Here is a 17,481-nt window from a genome sequence, read left to right on the forward strand (position 1 = left end):
TAACAGTGAGCGTTACGACGGATTGCACAATCCCGCCGTTGCCATCACTGATCTCGACGACGAAGCTGTCGGTGCCGTTGTAGTCGGCAGTTGGGATGTAGGTGTAGGCACCTGTGGCCGCATCCAGGGTGAGCGTACCGTTGGTGGGCGGAGTAGCGACCGAGTAGGCAAGGGTATCGCTGTCGGCATCATTAGCGGCCACTTGACCACTGAACGCAACATCTTCAGGTGTGGTGACGGCATAGTTGCTCGTCGCTGGGTCGAATATCTGGCCGGGGAGATTCGGATCGACAAGCTTGGGAACGTCATTTACTGGTGTAATTGTCAGCGTCAGTGTAGCAACATCAGTTCCGCCATTTCCATCGGAGACCACGTAAGTCACGACAGGTACGGCACCGCTATAATTGGCCCAAGGCGAGAAGCTATACGAGCCGTCCGAGTTGATTGTCAGTGTGCCGACACCATTTATCGTCGCGGTATCTCCCGCAAAAAAGACCGTGGCGTCGCCCGCGACAGCAAACAGGGAAACGATCATTGGGTCGCCATCTGGATCCGTATCATTGGCGATAAGGCCACTGGCAGCATCGACCGTTAGCGCACCATCCTCGATAACTGTAGCCGTATCATCGACTGCCGTAGGAACGGGGTTGCCTACCGTCACGATGAACGTTTGTGTAGTCGATAGGCCCGTACCATCAGGGCCGTCATACGCAGTGACAGTTACTGTATATGCGCCACCGATTCCGCCTTGGCTCGCGTCATGGGCAATCGTACCCGAAATGACCCCGGTCGCCGGATTGTACGTGCGCCCTGGTGGAAGTCCGGAGATAACATAGTTCAGCGTGTCACCGTCAGGATCAGAAAAATAGGACGATATGTCGTAATCGAAATTCTCGCCATCTACGCGCACTCGATCCGGCATCGACGTGCTTGCAGGGGAATCTTCGACCGCAACCATATTAAGCGTCAGCGTAGCAGTGTCGGTGCTCCCCTTACCGTCTGATACGGTATAGGTAATGATCGGAATCGGGCCAGCGTAGTTAGACTCAGGGACGAAAGTGTAGCTGCCATCTGCATTGATGGTAAGCATGCCGAAACCGACCATGTTGGCCGTAATACCAGCTGCGTAGCTCACCCCTTCTGCAACAAAATCGGTGATAACCAACGGGTCGCCGTCAGCGTCGACATCGTTGGACAGCAGTCCAGAGCCCGCAACAACGGAGAGAGTTAAATCCTCGGTTACGGTGCTAAAATCGTCCCCAGCGATGGGTGGATCGTTGCTTGGGATTATGCTCAGGGTTAGGGTTGCGGTAGCGTTGTCAGATCCGTTAGACACGGTATAAGTCGCGATCGGAACCGCACCAATATATTCTGGCGCTGGAGTAAAACTATAGGAGCCGTCGGCATTAATCGTCAGGGTACCTATGCCAGCCAGTGCTGCCGTATCACCTGCCGTGAAAGTGCTGCCATCTACCGTAAACTGGGTAATTAACATCGGTTCGCTACTTACATCATTTGCGAGCAGTCCGGCTGATGCATTAACATTCAGCGTGCTGTTTTCGGTGACTGAATTCGTATCGTCGGCCGTCAATGGGGGATCAACCAGATTGACGACAGTCATATCCACTCTTGCGGTATCCGTACCGCCATTGCCATCCGAAACGGTGTAAGTGAAGTCCGCCATGCCCACATATCCCAAGCTCGGCGTAAAAGTCAGCGTGCCATCTACATTCAGCGTCACGATTCCCCCCATCACGGCGACGCTTCCCCCGGATATGATCGCAGTGCCGTCAATCTGAGTGATGGTAAGGGCATCATTTTCGACATCAATGTCGTTTAGACGAGGGTCGAAGGTCAGTGCAACGCCTTCGTTAGTAGCGAGCGCATCGTCATTTGCGACGGGTAAGTCATTGACAGGAATCAATGTGATGGTTGTGGTCGCAACAGCCGAATTTAATGTGCCGTCATTGGCGGTGACATGGACTATTCGGTTTAACGTAGTCGGGTTGTCACTCGTATTACGGAATCCGATTCCTCTGATTGCTTCGGCATACGCTGCCTTGCTCGCGTTACCGGTGAGGGTGACGGTGATCTGACCTGGAACTGACTGTTCTATCAGCGCGGTGATGCCCGCTGGTGGTGATGATAAGATCATCAACTGATCGCCCGCTTGAGCGTTGGTAAGAACGATGGAGGCAGACTGCAGTGTTTGATTATCATCATCATGCACGCTGCTGTCCGTATCGGCGACCGAGATCGACGCAGATCCCTCAGTGTACGTCGTCGCGAAATCGACCCCGGGCGAAACATCTGCAGCAATGTCTCGACGAGTTGTGAGGACACTAATATTGTCAATTCTAATTGCGTCGTCGCTCGCTCCAAAAGGCTCGTTGTAAGCGAAGGTTAAATCGCCGGTCGGAGCAACATTGTCAGGCAAATTGAGTGTGACCCGATAAGTCGTGTATGCGCCGGAAACCGAAGTTAATATTGTAGAAGGGCTACCACTCGACCCATTGAGAAACGTAATTATGCCTACCGCGGTATTGTCGTTTGCCCCCGTACCTGCCGATCCATCGAAAACAGCATAAGCCACACCGCCGACCGAGACGGTGAGTCTCCCCGGCGGGCCAGCGTTGTTGTCCCATGCCAGGTTGAAAGTGAGTTGTACCGCCCCCGATGGGGCTTGTCCCACATTCCATCCGGCAATACCGCTCTGTGTAAGAACGGCGGGATTAGCTGCTTCCCAGCCATTGGCGGTAAAACCGGGTACAGCCCCTGGCGATGACCAGCCCGCAGAGCCAGTGAGTGACCCGTTTTGCACAACTTCGCTCGGTGTTACGCCTGAGTTGAGATCCACCACCGGCGGCTTGGGCGCAACCGTGTCGCGATAATCAAGATCGTAGAAGGGCGATAGTGCATCCGATCCATTGGCGGCAGTATCGTTATCACTGTCGGCAAGGTTGAAGGTGCCGGCGACAATATTTTCGTCATTGGCGTCGAAGCCGTCATTGGCATTGGATCCTTCGAAAATGTCGAGAAGTCCATCGTGATCGGTATCGGTAGTTGATGTAACACTAGTTGGCTGACCATCGCCGCGCTCGATGATGTCCGTAATACCATCAGCATCGGAGTCGAAATCAATCTGGTCACTTAGGCCATCACCGTCAGTATTGACCGGAATAAGCCCGACGCTAACTGCACTTGTTTTGTTGCCCACATTGGCGTCATAGGCGTCGTCAAGGCCATCTGCGTCGGCATCAACACCAGTTGGTGCAACATAAGTCGATGTCTTCTGCGCCTCCACATTGTCGGTGATTCCGTCATTATCAGAATCAATATCTAAATGGTCGAAAATCCCGTCACCATCTGTGTCGCGTGGCGCCGATGCTGCGGTGCGCAAAGCAAGGCCAATCTCACGAATCTGCGTAGTATTCCCGGCAGCGGGCCCGTAAATATAACTGCTTTGCGCGATGACACTGAAAGAAGCCACTCCAAAGTAGGTTTTGCTAAAAGTGTAGTAGTCAGGATTTGTATCCAGATAATGGTCAGTGCGCAGATTAGTGAGCACCTCTCTTCCGAGTTCATTACCAATAGAATCATAAAGTACGATGGTTACGTTTTGCAGACCATCCCCGGCCCCAGAACCATCGGTGGCCGAGTTATCGTTGGCTATAACAAAGGAATCAACCGTAAGTCCTCCCGTCGGCAGCCCAGAGGCGCCGCCGATGGTCAAAATGAAATCGGGGTAGTCAGCTGCAGTACCCGTTGGATCAATGGATAGTCCCGTATTTGAATACGATCCATCGGTGAGTTCACCGAGCGACCCGCCTGCGCTAACCGCGCCTGATAGAGTGGGAACACCCCAATAATTTGGCCCGACGTAGTCGGCTGGTGGGTACTGGGTATATTCTAGGACATCCAGGATCCCGTCATTGTCGTCGTCTATGTCAATACTTTCTATGATGTGATCGTTATCGACGTCGAGCGTTGGATTGTCGCGATAATCCAGGTCATTGGACATCGGCAAAGCGTCTTGGCCGTTCGCCGCTGTATCGTTGTCGGTGTCGGCGAGGTTGAAGATGCCCGCGCCGTCTATATTCTGGTCGTTGGCATCGTAGCCATCATTGACGTTTGATCCCTCAAAGATGTCGAGCAGGCCGTCGCCATCGGTATCACTGAGTAAGGTGACACTAGATGGCTGACCATCGCCGCGCTCGGCGATATCTGCAACACCATCGGCGTCGGAATCTGAATCCAGCTGATCAATCACGCCGTCGCCATCTGTGTCAACAGGTGTTAATCCAACACTGGCCGCACTAGTCTTATTACCGACGTTGGCATCATAAATGTCGTCAAGGCCGTCACCGTCAGCATCAACGCCGCTAGGCGTGATATAACCTGCAGTCGTTTGTGCTTCGATATTATCCGTGATGCCGTCGTCATCAGAATCTAGATCAAGCCGGTTTACCACACCGTCCCCGTCGGAATCCTTCCCTACCAAGATATTAACTTCGCTGAAGCCGATCTGGCCTGACCAAGCCGTCAGATCGTGGAATTCAATCCGTGCGACACCATTTAGCCCCCCGACATAAAACTGGAAGGGCTGGGAATTGTCCGGAATCGAGCCTGCATTGGAATAGCCCGTGATAGAACGGAGGACTGTTCCATCTGCTGCATAAATTCGGATTTCCCCTATTGATTGCACACCCTGTCCGTCGGCGAGGGCATTGCCGACGTTATTATAAAATTGGATAAATTGAACATCATTTTGAGGTTTCGTGAAGTTGTATTGAACTAAGTCGAGTTGTCCGGTGTAGTTGGCGTGATATCCATTCCCTCCATCGTTGGGGGCGATGATTCCGTCGATAGTTTCGTCTATCGACCACCCAGCTGTGGGTGTCGCCGATGCCGAGCCTGAACTAGGCGAAACAATGGTAAGATTAACCCCTTCGACCGTATCCAGAATGCCGTCGTTGTCATCGTCGATATCGGCGGCGTTGGCGACGCCATCGCCATCAGTGTCGATGGTGGTGAGCGTAGCGGTAGCAACGTTAGACGCCGTTGGAGCGGTGCCGGAAACAGCTGTAACCGTGATGGTGCGTGAGGTTGGTGTTCCATTGGTAGTCTCGAAACGTATGTTATTCAACGCCCTTTGGTAGTTAGCCAGCGTACTGTTGCCGGTCAGTGTCATTACGCCAGTCGCTGGATTGAACGCTGTGACAGTGATTCCGGTTACGCTAGCCGTCAAGTACAAATTGTCGGCAGCTGTTGGATTGATAAGGGTTATGGTCATCGACGTGAGATTGTTGCCCTCTGGATCGGTGACGCTAACTGCGAGTCCGATCGGAGTAGCCCCCTGATCATAATTCGCCGTGTAATTAGAGCCTGCCGTCGAAGAGTCAAGATCGATGCGTGGAGCATCCCCGACAGCAGTGATTGTGATGGTGACGTTTGCCGTCTCGGCCACGCCGCCGCCGGAGCTTACAGAATAGCTGAAGGTCGCGGTGCCGGAATAATCCGCCGCCGGCGTGAAGCTGAGTTTCTGTTGGCCCGCGTCATTGATCATAGTCACCGTCCCATTGGTGACATTGACGCTACCGTTCATAGTGATTGCCTGACCATCAACTGCGGTAATCATACGACCCGTATTTTCAAAGGTGTCGTTCGCAAGGACATCAACGATAATAGGGGTGTCTTCCAACGTAGTGGCGGTGTTAGCGACAATGTCTGCAACTGCAGTAACCGACTGTGCGACAACATCAGTTGCAGCAGAAAATGCCGTTGTACCGCCAGTGCCGTTGCCAGCAATATCGAAGCGACCACCATTGGTGCCTTGAGTCTGATCCCAAGCTCTAATAGTCAGGGCGTCGGCCATGGTGCCGTTATAGTCGGCCGTGGATTGGAAATAGATGCGCGATGTAGTGGCATTGGAGAGCAACAGCGCGTTGGCTTCGGAAACGCTGCCGACCTGAAGCCAGGTCGTACCGCTGTTGGTCGAATACCACCAGATGCCGTTGACAGAGTTTGTACCAACAATGGCGATGCCCTTGACCGCGCCCGTATCTACGTCGCTGACGTTAGTGTTGTTGATGTTGAGAGCCGCCAGCGTGACGTCTACGCCAACTGCGCCAACCGGTGCAGAAATATTCACATCTTCGTTAAACGCAGTTAGTGAGCGCACTACATCAGTCATTACCGGCGCATCGTTGACCGGCGCGACGGTCACCGCGATTGTGTCTGTGGCAGTGGAGAAAGCAGTGATCCCGCCATTGGTAGCGGTCGTAACCTTGGTACCCGCGGTGCCAGAGGTTTGATCCCAGCCGCGGAAGGTCAGCGCCGTGGCACCTCCCGTGCCATTGTAATTCGCAGTCGTCGGCTGGAAATAAAGACGGGTATTTGCATTATCAGCGAGTAGCAGCGCACTAGTGTTTGATACCGTACCTATGGCCTGCCAGTTCGCGCCACCATCAGTGGTGTACCACCACACGCCATTAGTAGGCGCAGTAGCAGTGACTGCAATGCCTTTCACTGCGCCTGCGTCGATATCGCTAATGCCTGAAGTAAAGCTTGAGACCAACTGACCGATCGCTGTTCCGTTCGCTGGCACTCCCGAGTCTTCCTGTCCGGTGTAGCTCAGCATTGGTGATGAATCGACGACTGGTGCATCGTTGACTGGACTGACATTAATAGTTGCATTATCGGTGTCGGTGAACGAACCAACAGCGCCGCCGCCATCTTTTGTAACTATCTGCAAATTCACCGGGCCATTGTAATTGACGACAGGCGTATAGGTGGGCGCCGAGGCGCTAGCCAGAAAAGCGTTGACCGCCCCGAGCGTTCCCGAAAGGGTTAACGTTCCTGTTCCAACGCCTGTTAGTGTGACACCGTTACCCGCCGTTGCGGACAGGACACCCGAATCCACGGTGAGTTGGACGATGTAAGTACCGTTTGCGCCATTATCGATGACTGAGATACCAGTGAGCTGGCCTGCCGTGTCTTCGGGAGTAATCCAGCCCGCAACGGGCAAGTTGTTGGCCGGCGCCTGCGGATCGTCACGGTAGTCGAGATCAGTTCCGCGTGGCGCTGCGTTGGAACCATCCGCTGCCGTGTCGTTATCGCTGTCGGCGAGGTTATAAATGTGATTGGTGTCGATGTTTTCGTCGTTAGGGTCGAAGCCGTCATTAACATTCGAGCCTTCAAAGATGTCGAGCAGGCCGTCATGATCCGTATCATTGGTGGATATGATGCTTGTCGCCTGACCGTCGCCGCGTTCAACGATGTCACCAATGCCGTCATTGTCTGAGTCGGAGTCAATATAATCCTTTGTGCCATCGTTATCGGTATCGACAGGGATCAGACCAATACTAGCGGCGCCGGTCTGATCACCCACCGCAGCATCGTAAACGTCGTCCAACCCGTCAAGGTCAACATCAACTCCACTCGGGGCAATATAACCGGCAGTCGTCTGAGCTTCGATGTTATCGGTAATGCCGTCATTATCTGCATCAAGATCGAGTCGATCGAGAGTGCCGTCATTGTCGATGTCGCTACCTGCGTAATCTACCAGTAACGTCATGTCGTCAAAGCCGGCATCGCCGTCGAGTCGTTGAGGGTAGTTTACCGAGTTGCTAGTTGAATACTGTCTTATCTCTATATTCGCTGCAGTACTAGAGCCGGTATTGAATGCGAAATTGCGATTGACCCAACCGCTGGAACCGTAATATTGGATTCCCCCCGTAATCGATACACCGTTGACAAGGACATCTAAATTCACGCCAGTGGTGGCCATGCGAAAGGAGAACGTCAGATTTTGATTAGGTCGGACATCAAGGCTTTCATTCCACACCACTGCCCCAGGGCGCCCTAGGACGTCTGGGAGGTCATTCGTAACTAGGTACGCACCCCCTGTTCCTCCAAATGGATTCCATGTCGCAGTATAATTCCCACCAGTAGAACCATTATCGACTACGCCATTATACGTTTCATATGATGAGGCGTATGGGCCTGTCATTGAATCTTCGATACTGGAATTGAAACCTGCATAACCTGCAGAAAAGTCACCGTTCGTAATTACGTTGCGAGGGCCCGGGTTTTCCACGGTGTCTAAGATACCGTCATTATCGTCGTCGATATCCGCGGCATTGACAACGCCGTCGCCGTCGCTATCGATGGGAGTAAGCGTTGCAGTTGCTAGGTTGGAAGCCGTTGGTACTGTTCCTGAAATAGCACTAAAGGTAATTGTACGAGGAGCCGTTGTAGCCGAAGTGCTCTCGAACAACACGTTGTTAAGTGCTGCCTGATATACGGTAAGCGTTGCGTTGCCGGTCAGTGTCAGTACCCCAGTTGCAACATTGTAGCTGGATGTAATTCCAGTTACGGCAGTTGACAACCATAACCTGTCAGCAACTGTAGCGCCCGTAAGTGTGACAGTCATCGATGTGAGATTGTTATTCTCGGGATCGCTCACCGTGATCAGATTTCCGAGGTATACACCACCCTGGTCGTAATTTGCCGTGTAATTTGAGCCGGCGGTTGACGAGTCAAGATCGATGCGTGGAGCATCCCCGACAGCAGTGATTGTGATGGTGACGTTCGCCGTCTCGGCCACGCCGCCGGAGCTTACAGAATAGCTGAAGGTCGCGGTGCCGGAATAATCCGCCGCCGGCATGAAGCTGAGTTTCTGTTGGCCCGCGTCATTGATCAGTGTCACCGTCCCATTGGTGACGGTGACGCTGCCATTAACCGCGATTGCTTGGCCATCAATAGCTGAAATCACACGACCTGCATTTTCGAAGGTATCGTTCGCAAGGACATCAACGATGATCGAGGTATCTTCCAACGTCGTGGCGGTATTGGCGACGATGTCCGCTACTGCAGTGACCGTCTGTGCAACAACATCAGTGGCAGCAGAAAATGCCGTCATACCGCCAGTGCCGTTGCCAGCAATATCGAAGCGACCACCATTGTTGCCTTGAGTCTGATCCCAAGCTCTAATAGTCAGGGCGTCGGCCATGGTGCCGTTATAGTCGGCCGTGGATTGGAAATAGATGCGCGATGTAGTGGCATTGGAGAGCAACAGCGCGTTGGCTTCGGAAACGCTGCCGACCTGAATCCAGGTTGTGCCGCTGTTGGTTGAATACCACCATGTGCCGTTGACAGAGTTTGTACCAACAATAGCGATGCCCTTTACCGCGCCCGTATCGACGTCGCTGACGTTAGTGTTGTTAATGTTGAGAGCCGCTAGCGTGACGTCTACGCCAACTGCGCCAACCGGTGCAGCGATATTCACATCTTCGTTAAACGCCGTTAGTGAGCGCACTACATCAGTCAATACCGGCGCGTCGTTGACCGACGATACACTCACCGCGATAGTATCGGTGACTGTCGATACGGCTGCGGCAACGTTACCAGCACCAGTTGTAGTCGATGCCTTTGCGCCTACGGTACCACTGGATTGATCCCACGCTTTGAAAGTCAGAGCGGTACCCGTAACCGCGCCGTTAAAATTCGCGGTGGTCGCCTGGAAATACAGACGCGTGCTTGCGGTATCAGCTAGGAGTAGGGCGCTCGTGTTGGAGACAGCCCCAACTGCCTGCCAGTTTGCCCCCCCGTCTATCGTGTACCACCAAACACCTTGCGTCGGGGCATTAGCCGTTATCGCAATTCCTTTAAGTGCACCTGGGTCAACATCCGTTATGCCGCCTGTGTAGCTGGAGAGGAGCACGCCCACATTTGTGCCATTCGTTGGGGCGGACGCATCCTCTACAGCGGTGTAAGTCAGGTTCGGCGTGGCGTCGAGTACGGGAGCGACGAGCAGGCCGTTCCAGTCGCGGGCGTCGACATTACGTGCCTCAATGGATCCTCTATTTCTTTCAAGATCCCAATCACCGCCCAGTGACGCGGCGCCAGTGTCGTCAGTAGATGCGGCGACATCTGCTCCTGTAACTTCGGCCAAAGTCTCTACGGCGGCAGACCCTGCGTCACCAAAACCGAAATCGCAGCCGTAGACAAGAATATCGCCATCAACACTTAGTGATCGTCCAATTTCTGCCAATTGGGCGTGGTAGGTGGTCTGCATACTATCCTGCGATAGGCTGGCATAGCCTACTTGCAAAACGCCTGCTTCGCCGTGGCTGATAATGTGTACGGAGTCGATATTAGTTCGACCCTGCAGCGTGTCGGCGATGAACTGGATCCCGTTGACGTTTTGCTCAATAAAGTGCACTTCTGCGCCGGTCGGCACGCTAGCGGATAGTTGATCTGCATCGGCCACGCCGCGATCTATGAAATAGACGGCCGTAGGCACTGCGTCAGCCTGCCTTGCCGACGGCGCTTCGGGTGCAGATTTTTGCGTGTTTTGTACCGCATCCAATGCGGCCACCAAATTTGCGTGATCTGCGGCGTCAGCCGGCGGCGGCGCGTGATGATCCTGTTGCGCCACATCCTGCACGGTCTGCGCGGCAGCAGCGTCCAGAAGTACGCGTGGCTCTAAAACTTGCAGAAACAAAGGGGAGGTCATCAGGGTGCCAGGCTTGGCCACGTTAGCTGAATTCTTGGAATGCTTGCCTGAATGGCGCGATTTATTATTCACAGCTGATACCTCATGCAGAATTTGGAAGTGCTATGGAGCACACCGGAGCGCCGCTGAAATTGACGCGGTGAACCAATGCAGCAAATACCGGAACGGCAAGGCCGGACGTCGAACGCCTTCATCACGCTCCGGACTCTCTTATCAACACATAGGCAACACGACGCAGAATGCGTCCACCCAAGCTTTGCGCCGCGCCGCGTATCTGCATCTCACCCCGAATTTCGGTCATTGGCAGTGCCTGCGACGCGTCTTCAACAGCGCTAATTACTTCGAAAACGGCATCTTCGGAGAGCGCCTTCCCTTCGTACTGTCGCGACGGGACTACGCCGCCATGTGTGGATGCGAGCATCCAGTTATAGAGTTGATCCGTCGCAGCTGCACCAATCCGTATGACCTTTAGGTTAATAGCGTCATGTATACGCAGGTCGTCCACAAATTCACCTTGATCACCTTTTTGTATACGCTTCACATCCGCTGCTTCGACATACCCTCGCGCCTCCAAAGCGCCAGGTTTGGCCACTAACACTAAACGGGTTTTGTCATCGATCCAGCGTCCTGGGGAAAGCTCAGGCGTCAATTCGGCCACGATTCCGTCGATGGGCGAACGCACTGCCAAACGGGCTCGCTCGCGCTCCAGACCGGTAATTCGATCTCGCTCCAGACTCAGTTCGTTTGAGAGCACTAGGGTTTCTGAGAGATCCCGCTGATCCGCGCCGCGGCGATTCAGTCGATCGAGCAGCAGCCGCTCGGTATCTCGAGCGTTCTTTACTTGTTGATCAATTTCCGGAGCTATCAGTGCTATCAATAACTGACCTGCTTGAACAGGATCGCCTTGTTGAACAAGCACCCTTTCAATCTGCGCGGGACGGGGGGCGAACGTTGGCATTTGCTGGGTGGCAGTCAGTACGGCCGGTATACGAACCGTATAAGGAAAGGGCACCAACAGTACCGCTAAGAGTACTAGCAGGACTGATGTAGTGATTCGGACACGGTTACCAGCCTCGTGGCGACGTTCAAGCCACACCTTAATTTCTCGCCAAATGGGCATGGCAATAAACCATATGATTTCTACTCCAAACAAAAACACCCCGAGCAATTTGAAGAAGTAGTGGTAGACCAGTAATGCAATGCCCAGGAACAAAAAGAAGCGGTAAATCCATGTGGCAAACGCGAAGCCAATAAGAAACGACCGGATGCGACCATAGAGAGGCTCGGGGGGATCGTCGCAGTAGCCGAAGAGCACCTCACGCATCCACCAGCGCGCCATTGCGAATGAGCGATCTTGCAACCCTGGAAAACCAATCAAGTCGCTGAAAAGGTAATACCCGTCGAAACGCATAAGTGGGTTGAGATTGACCGCAAGACTTAGCACCCAGCCGGTTGTTGCTAGTGCAAAGGCCGCGTGGCGCATGACACCATCGGGAAGGAATACCCACGCGAAGGTGGCCACTACAGCAACCAATAACTCGACCACCATGCCAGCAATGTCAATCAGAACGCGCTGTCGGCGTAGTGGTAACCGCCAGGCATCTGTGGTGTCGGTATAAAGAATGGGAGTCATCACGACGAATGCCACGCCCATGGTGCTCACCCGCGACCCCATACGAACGGCTGTATAACCGTGCCCAAGCTCATGAAGCGTCTTCACCAGCGCAAGACTCAAACCAAACGTAAGTACCCCGGCTACGGAAAACATATCTGGGAAAGTGTGTAAAAAAGCGTCCCATTGGCGGGATACCAAGTACAAGCTAAACAGTCCCAATATCGCAACAGCTATCCAGAAGAACGGCTGAAAAAAAATCGTAAGGAGAGGCAAGGTGCGGCGAAGGAAGGCATCTGGCCTGACTAGAGGAATTTTGAAAAACAGATAACCGTGTAGCAATCGGCTGCCGGGAGAGCGTTTGCCCGATGTAGCTAGTTGTCGCACTCGCGTAAAAGTCTGTTGGGGTACCGGACGCACAAGCTCATTACGTTGAAGAAATTCTATAAGTGTTGCGATTTGCTGATCATCCGGCCCGTGCCCGCTCACGCGAGCCACAGCAATACGCATAGCTCCCACGGTGCCAGCGCGCCATTGCGATAGCATCTGCATCGCATCGCGGTCGATAGTAAAAAAACGATGTGCCAGCGGGTCGTGGATTCTCCAGAGGCTATCTTGCTGGTAATTACTTCCACTTGCGCCCCCTTCAATCAAGCGCAAATCCTGACGCATTTCAGGCAGAGGCAGCGTATCGAACTCTATTGTTTCCGGCTGCGCAGCACTGGGTGGGGTTGAGGTATGCATGGCCCTAAATTCCAGTCCATTGACGCATAGCTGTAATTGGGCGGCGTAGTAGGTAATACCACAACGACACCGATTCACCATAAATCCTTGCGGTGCCTCGCAGGCCTAGCCGTTCAGGCGCGACGGCAGGATCCGTGATGTGTGCCGTTACCGTAAAGCTGGAAACGCCAGCTGCATCGGTTTCAGCCTTATAAGCGGCACGCACCACGCGCGCTTCGAGCGAATCCAATGGTGCCGCATCCAAGAACACCTTCACTCGTGCGCCCGCTTGCAGGTTAACGGCGTCAGAAACCGGCACCTTAATTTGGTACTCAACATTCTGCGGATCGGCCACGCGCATTATCGCTTCACCTGCCGCCACCGGACGCCCCACCCAGTCACGCGGGTCTCCGTACAATGCTACGCCCGCCTGCGTGGCATGCAGAATAGTTTTTTCCAACATCGCTTTTGCGTAGTTGCGCTCCGCAATGGCTACGCCTTCTTCGCTCTTGGCGACAGCCATTTCGCGTTTTGCCGAAATATCCTCCACTGAAGCCTGCTGCAGACGCAGCATCTTGGCACGGGCCACCTCCAGTTTTTGCGACGCTACTTCGAAGTCGCTACGTAGCTGAGTGTCTACCAGTTGAATGAGAGGAGTACCCTTGCTGACTTGCGCTCCCGGTAATATCAGGATTCGTTCTACTACACCTGGCATCGGCGCTGCCATTACCAATGGACTTTGCGGGGATACTTCAACCGGCGCAAGGGTGGTCAAAGGGACATGGATAAATGTAGATACAACCGTAAGGGCGATCAGCGCGATGTAGAGCTTGGTCTGATGCCGACGCAAAACTGTAGGCGGTTTACCACGACCTTCGATGGCGCTTAAGCCATGTGCGTAGGCACCAGCCAAACGCAAAGCGAGCGTTTGATGGGATTCTTCCCATTGAGTATTACGCGCAAGAAGCCAGCCAGCCTTCACCAATTGATCAGCATCCACAAGGGGCACCCACATCAAGTGACGCAAGGCGGCCTCGTCAGTGCAAGGATCTTGCGGATCAGCGTACGCAGGAAGATCGAAAACGTAGACACCGCTTTCGACGCCATGTAGCCGCCAAATGGTATCTACAATATGTTCATACCATCGTGTCATGGGTGAATCACGGTTGACGTTTGTCAGCCCAGACACCGCCACGGTTTTCCACCGGATTTTTAATTCACGACTGGTCGCGGAGAGTGTAAATCGAAGGGAGGTAGATGAAGACTTGGCTTCCAATACCAATGCCTGACCGAAAGGCAGCAATGCAATAGGTTCATTGGCCAAATGGTGCCAGAGAGCCTCGTTCGTCGCGCAACGGCGTAGCTCTCCTTCAATTCGAATCAGATCGGTGCTTGTAGTACTAATGGAGCTACGCGCCGCGCTGCCAGAACTTGAGCGGGCGTCAGCTCCCGCCGCAGTTGTATCCAGGCGGCGCGCCTTGAATGCTGAGGTTCCCGACCGCTGAACACGTTCTGATACGTTATCGGTCGACGACGACTCGGATTCATTTGAAGGTGGAGCTACGGGTGGCACCATGATTCGGTTACCTCTGTATACATCGCAAAAAAATTGAAAAGACTGTTAAAACGAGATCTGTCTACAAGAGCACAGGACACCGATGGTTTTAACCTTTCAATTTTTAGTGAAGCCCGCGTCTACGGTACCGTGACCGATTTCCAGTGCCGCGGACGGCATACAGCCTACTGAAATATTGCATTCAGACGCATTCCCTTTCAGAGCCTCGTGTGCTGATTGGTTTCGAAGTGTGGGATCAGCGGTTTTGCCAGAATCTGCAGGGTCGTTCTGCTTTTTGTCATTGAGCAACGCACTGCCACTCATTCCGGGAAGCACGCCATCAGGAAAAGTAACCACATCGGCGATAATTTTTATTGTCTGACTCACTGCATCCACAGCTCCCGAAATGCGCGTGACGGTTGCTTGGAGCGTGTCTCCGGTTTCGTCCACGACAAAGTGTATGGCCGAACCTCGCTTCAACCACGGGAGCCATTTCGAAGGCACAACCATATGCAATTCAAGCGGGCCGTCTTTGACGATTTTGAGCAGTTTTTCATTGGGTGGTGGTGTTTCGTCTACACGAACCATCGTCTCGACCACGCTGCCGGAAAAGGGCGCCAATACTTTGCAGCCAGTCATGCGTTCGCGAATAACATCAGCCTGGGCTTGACGCTCTTGATGCTTCAGACGGGCAACGTCGGCGTCAGCGCGCCCCGTTGCGTCCATTGTCAGCAACTCACTTTGGACTTGGGCGTTTCGTGCTTCCATTGCAGCATCCGCACGCGCCGCCCGTAATTCGGCATTGAGCCGACCGCAATCAAAGGCGACCAATATTTGCCCTTCTGTGAAGTGGTCACCCTCACGAAAGGCCATTTGCTGGATTCGCTCCGATACTGAAGACGACAACACGACCTCGCGTTCCGCGCGTAAAACACCACGTGCTGCATTTTCCGTAGAAGAAGCGGTATTGCCCCATGTTGAAGATCCTGATATCAGCAATGCTGCAACGAGCGCTGCAGAGCAGACGGTATGAATGGGCGAACGTCGAGAATCATTCATGGGTCATGCTCAAAAGTTTGCCGTCACTGTTAGAGTCTTCTTGCGCCTCTATCATCGCGACAGCATCCCGACGCTTGGCCCACATGACTCGCAGCTTTTCTGCCAGAACAGTGACCGGCTCGGCGGTACTCATACCTGATTCGATAGGATCTATGCCCAATGAGGCAAAAACGTTGGCGTATGCGTTTTGCAAGTCGGCCAGAGCCATGTCGTAGCGCATTTGGGATATCAAAGTATTCATTTGCTCGCGAATCAAGGTCTGTCGGCTAAGCTTCTCTACCTTGAACCCCGCGTCTATCTGGTGCTCTATTCGAGCCTGTACTTCATTGTATCGCTGAGTTGTCGTAAGCTCCTGGAGCCGCATTGTATACCGAGCACGGCTAACTTCTACCTGCAATGCTACTGCCGTCGTCAGCGCCAGCTGTCTCTGGTCAAGCAATTGGCCCTGTGCCTTTACCTTTTCTTTTTCGGCAGGAAGACGAAACACATTCATAAGATTCCAGCTGGTTTGAGCCCCCCATCCGACCCAGTTTTCGTTATACAGATAGCTATTGCTGCTTGCGTTCATGCCCCCAAAAATTCGTAGGCTAGGAAGCATCCGTAAGTATGCGGCTGTATTTTCCTTGTCGTTACTACGTAGTTGATAAGCGACTTCACGTAGTTCAGGTCGGTTCTCAATCGCGATGCGTAACCACGCCACCTCGTCTCCAGCATCTATGCCTGGTAATTCCAGGGGTTTCCAAGCAAGTGAGGGTGATGGCAGGGCGACTGTGTATCGCATACTCGGGGGCAGATTCATCAATGCGGCTAACTGGCGTTTGGCGACACTAAGCTCACGCCCTAAGGCTTGCACATCACGACGGATACCTAGTAATTCACGTTCGTAACTCAGGGGAGTCAGCGGGGCTGTGAGGCCTTGTTCCTCTTGCCGCTGCGCTTGCTCCAATGCCGTCTTGGTACTGCGTTCCAACTCATAGACGCGATCAAGCATCCGCTCAGCGCTTGCGGCTCGCCAATAAGCAGTACGCACATCCTCGATTAGCCTATTGATCACTTTGCGTCTACGTTCATCCGCAATGCTGACCTCGTCCGCGGCTTGCTGAGCGCGGACATACGCTAAGCCGAAATCCAAGACATCCCAACTCAGGGTCAAATCTCCGGAAACGACGTTTTTTTCTGACGAAGTCGAGGGCTCCAACGATGTCTGGCCTGTCAGCAGAGACTGACTGGTGCCCCCGGAATCATTGTTGCGTCCCGAATAATCTACTGTAGCGACGAATTTGGGCAGCATATTGTAATGAGCAAGATTTAGTTCTTTTTGACTCAAAGCCAAACTCATCATTTCAACACGAGCATCTAGATTGTATTTGATGGCGCGTGCCATCGCTTCGTACAAATCGATCGGCTTACTTATGGGCTCTTGACCCGCAGTAGCGCGAGCCAGAAGATCAACTGCACGAGCCTGGTTTTCGTAAGATTCAAAAGAACTCGGCTGAACAGCGCAGCCCGTCAAAACAATTGTCAACATTACGCTCGCCAAGGATGGCGCAAATTGCCAATTCAGAAGGGTGGAGGATTGTGCTTCAAGATGATAGGGAAGAGGTTTCATTACCACCACTCCTGTTCGCTCTATTCGAGACCCTGATTGGCCCGAATTCACGCACCATTTTACAGCAATAGATATTTTATTGACGTGCGAAGCCAGTTGCGACGCAAGTGAATCTATTTGACTGTTTTTTAACGATTTTTTAGCATCTAGTTTCATTGGTGAAGTTCAATTTATTTTTGTTACTAAAAACCCTAGCAGATGTTTTCAAATAATGCTCGGGCTTTTTTTAGCATTTGACCATCGGTGGCATGGTGGCCCTTTTATATACAGAAAGTATTAGTTGATTAGTTGGGCGGTAAAGCCGTTTCGACAAGACGCTCATGACGAAAAAAAGTTCAAATATATATATGGGCAAACAAAATTTTGAATCGTTGGAAATTTTCGCTAGGCCAAGCTAGCCTTTT

The 17,481-nt window shown here is 53.0% G+C and carries 5 protein-coding genes; all 5 read right to left on the reverse strand.

All coding sequences use genetic code 11. From position 1 onward, the window contains the following. The coding region (locus ACIP66_RS02845; protein WP_400645171.1) for a tandem-95 repeat protein at positions 1–10,372 on the reverse strand (10,372 nt) is incomplete at its 3' end. Between the two features lie 340 nt (positions 10,373–10,712). Further along, the gene (locus tag ACIP66_RS02850; protein WP_400645173.1) at positions 10,713–12,875 is read right to left on the reverse strand and encodes an HlyD family efflux transporter periplasmic adaptor subunit; all 2,163 of its coding nucleotides are present in this window, start codon (positions 12,873–12,875) and stop codon (positions 10,713–10,715) included. Between the two features lie 4 nt (positions 12,876–12,879). Continuing rightward, entirely contained in the window at positions 12,880–14,178 is a 1,299-nt protein-coding gene (locus ACIP66_RS02855) for an efflux RND transporter periplasmic adaptor subunit (protein WP_400645176.1), read from the reverse strand. Between the two features lie 348 nt (positions 14,179–14,526). After that, complete coding sequence (locus tag ACIP66_RS02860; RefSeq protein ID WP_400645179.1) at positions 14,527–15,468, reverse strand: efflux RND transporter periplasmic adaptor subunit; 942 nt, start codon at positions 15,466–15,468, stop codon at positions 14,527–14,529. After that, complete coding sequence (locus ACIP66_RS02865) at positions 15,461–17,077, reverse strand: TolC family protein (protein WP_400645182.1); 1,617 nt, start codon at positions 17,075–17,077, stop codon at positions 15,461–15,463. The genes ACIP66_RS02860 and ACIP66_RS02865 overlap by 8 nt, the downstream gene beginning before the upstream one ends. Positions 17,078–17,481 lie beyond the last annotated feature (404 nt).

The organism is Pseudomonas sp. NPDC088429 (genome assembly GCF_044753305.1).
Taxonomy (GTDB): domain Bacteria; phylum Pseudomonadota; class Gammaproteobacteria; order Pseudomonadales; family Pseudomonadaceae; genus Aquipseudomonas; species Aquipseudomonas rustica.